This is a genomic window from Neisseria sp. P0008.S002 (genome assembly GCF_051962805.1).
Lineage (GTDB): Bacteria > Pseudomonadota > Gammaproteobacteria > Burkholderiales > Neisseriaceae > Neisseria > Neisseria perflava.
Genome location: NZ_JBQCUY010000016.1, coordinates 1 through 3,245, shown reverse-complemented (window position 1 = coordinate 3,245; position 3,245 = coordinate 1). Strand labels below are relative to the sequence as shown.

Annotated in this window: 1 protein-coding gene; it reads right to left on the bottom strand. The window is 56.1% G+C overall.

Features of this window, described 5'->3' with window-relative positions:
• A partial coding sequence (locus tag ACTHSA_RS10780; protein ID WP_440378894.1) for a DUF6531 domain-containing protein occupies nucleotides 1-3,245 on the bottom strand: 3,245 nt, incomplete at both ends.

The following is a 3,245-nucleotide window of genomic DNA, read 5'->3' as shown; positions in this document are numbered from 1 at the left end:
CCTTTGCCTATCCTTCTGCCCAAGGCATCGTAGGTGTAGGCCCAAGTTTCTTTCGTACCGTCTTTTTTGAAGATTTCGGCTTTAACCAGCTGGTCGTGCAGGTCGTAGAAATAGTTCTGTACTTCGCCGTTGGCCAGTTCGCGGTGGATCAGGTTGCCGAAGTGGTCGTAGTAATAGCTGCTGCCGTTGTAGGTTTTCAGGCGGTTGTCGGGGACGGTAGGGCTGTTGTTGTCGGACAGGATATTGTGCGCGGGGTCGAAGGCAAACCGTTCGTTTCCGGCTTTGGTAATCCGGCCCAGTTTGTCGTATTCGAAATGGGTCGTGCTCGTCCGTTGGTCGGTGCTGTGGGTCAGGTTGCCGGTGCGGTCGTAGCCGTAGCTGCGTTTGACGGCATAGACCGATGTTACTGCATTTTTAGCTGTCTCGGTCTGCGTCAGCTCGTTGAGTGCGGCAATTTGCCTTTTCAGACGGCCTAAGGGATCGAGTTCGTAACGGCTGGCGAGTTTACCCTGAGTGCGGTAGATTTCGCGGTGTAGCCGATCGCGTTCGATGTCGGAGATGACTTCGTCGTCGAGGCTGATTTGGTGCAGGTGGCCGCTGCCGTAATACAGATAGTTGATCTGTCTGCCGTCGGGCAGGACGGTGGCGGTACGGTTGCCGTTGAAGTCGTAGTGGTAGCGGACGGTTTCGGTAACGGGCAGGTACAGCATGTCGTACTGCGCATCGCGCCAGTCGGTTTCGGGCAATCCGTTTCGGGCGTTCTCTTCCTTAGTCGGTACTTTCCATTGGTGCTGGCCGATGATTTGGCCGTTGCCGTTGTAGTCGAAGCAGGTGATGCTGTGGCGGTTGGCGGCGCGGACGAGGTTACCGTCCAAGTCGTATTGGTAAACGGTTTCCTGAACCTTGTCGTTGTTGCGGGCGAGGGTATGGATTAAACGGCCCAATACATCACGTTTGAACTCGGTAATCCGCAACGGGGTTTGGCTGTCGAGGCCGTCTGAAAGCGGGGCGTCTTTTTTGGGGACGGGCTGTCCGCCCAGCTGCGCCATCAGTTTGGCGGCGAGGGAGGCGTCGTCGCCGAATTCGCGCTGTTCAATCAGTTCGTTGCCGGCGTTGTAGCGGTAGCCGGTGAGCTTATGGTCGAAACCGCTTTCTGCAATCAATCGGTCGAGGACGTCGTAGGCAAAGCGGTAGCGCGCACCGTTTTCATTGGTGAGGCCGACTAAGCGGCGGGCTTGGTCGTAATGGTAGCCGAAGGTATGGCCCAGCGCATTGGTGCGTCGGGTCGGCAAACCGTCTTGGCCGTATTCGTAGGAAGTGGTGTGGCCTTCGGCATCGGTATGGGTGGTCAAACGACCTGCACCATCGTAGCCGAAGGTCTCTTTGCTGCCGTCGGGATAGAGGGCGAGGGTGAGGTTTTGATCGGCGTCGTAGTGGTATTCGGTGTGCTGTCCCAGCGCATCGGTAATACGCGCCAGCTGTCCTTCGGGGGTATAAGAGAGTTTGGTTTCGTAACCCGAACAGTCGGTAATCCGGTCGGGCTGATGGTTTTCGTTATAGTGGTAGGCGGTACTGCTGCCGTTCGGATCGGTTACCGACAGCAACAGACCGTTGCCGGCATATTCGAAACGGGTGATGTGTTTCAGCGGGTCGGTATGGGTCAGCAGGTTGCCCGCTTCGTCATAGGTATAGCCGTGGTAACGGCTTTCGGCATCGCTTTTGCGGATCAGACGGTAGCTGTCGTCATAGTCGAAATGCAGAATAACGCCGTCCGGACGAGTAATACTTTCTACCTGGCCTTCGTTGCTGTACTGATAACGGGTAACGCGTCCCATTGCATCGGTATGGCTGAGCAGACGGCCCAAGTCGTCGCGTTCCATCAGGTTGGTACTGCCGTCGGCAAACACCCGTTTGGTCAACTCATTGTTGTAGTCGTAATGATATTGCTCGGTACGGCCCAATATGTCGGTTACCTCGGTGTAACCTTCGTGATAGGTAAAACGCCATTCCTCGCCCAAAGAAGTCCGGTTGCGGATGACTTTGCCGGTCGGGGTGTAATGGTCGTATTCGTATTCCGATACCAATCCGGCCGCATCCGTATGCGACACCATCAGATTGTTTTTATAGCCGAAGCTGCGTTTGACATTACCGTCGCGGCCGATGACGCGGATCAGGTCACCACTGCCGTCGTATTCATAGCGGACCAGCGGCATACCGACCCGGACCGTTTCGCCAAAGGATGGTAAACCCTCCAACAGCGACACCGACAGCAGCCGCATTCTAGGCGACTGCTCATCGGCCACATTGCCGAAGTTTAGCGAGAACACCCGGCCGTTGCCGTCGATGACGTATTGCGGCAGACCGGTCAGCGGATGATAGACGAAACGCTGATGGTTGCCGTTGGCGTCTTCCACCGCGACCAGCGGGAAGAGGGTGGAATCTTCATCAGAACCGTCCTCCGCCACCACCAAAGGCGCAAAACGCAGCGCTATCGAACCGTCCAGAGAAGCAATGACATAATGGCCGTCCGGGTTCTTGCTGAACCAAATCTGTTCGCTCTCAAACAATACCGGCTCTTCGTCATCTTCATCGACTTCCGGCAAAGGGAACAAACGGCCCTGATCGTCGATATAGGCCAATCCGGCCGCATCGCGGATAATGCGCTGGCAGCCCGGTACGCTCCAGCCCTCGCCGAGCCAGCCGGTACCGTCTTGGTCGGAATAATAGCTGCGGCTCCATACCAGCGGCAGAATACCTTCAAAGGCAAAGTCGGTTTCACCCTCCAAAAACTTCAAACCGTGTATCGGATTGACCGGACGGCCGGCACCTACCGCACCCTTGCAGGACAAACAGGTTTTAGGGGGGAGTCTTTTGCTGAACTTGCCGTTCATATGGAACATATCGCCAGTACGCACGATATAGCGTTTGCGGATTTTAACCGAGGAAGAATGGCGCATCGGCCAGGCCGGTTTGGTGGCGGTGCGGCTTTTTACCCCTTTACGGCCCGGAAGGGCGATTTCATCGCCATAAGTTTTGTGCGTCTTACTGGCATTAAAGACAAAAGCAGGCTTGCGGTTGAGGCGTACGTCTTTGGCGACGGTTTTGGCACCGCCGAGATCAGCAAAGAGTGGGAAGGGGATGGGTGGAACGGAAGGGGGAGCGGGTGGAGGCGGCCAGCAGAAATCGGGGACGGTAAAGACAACGCGGAATTTGCTGCTTTTACGGGCGATTTTATTGACGGCCAT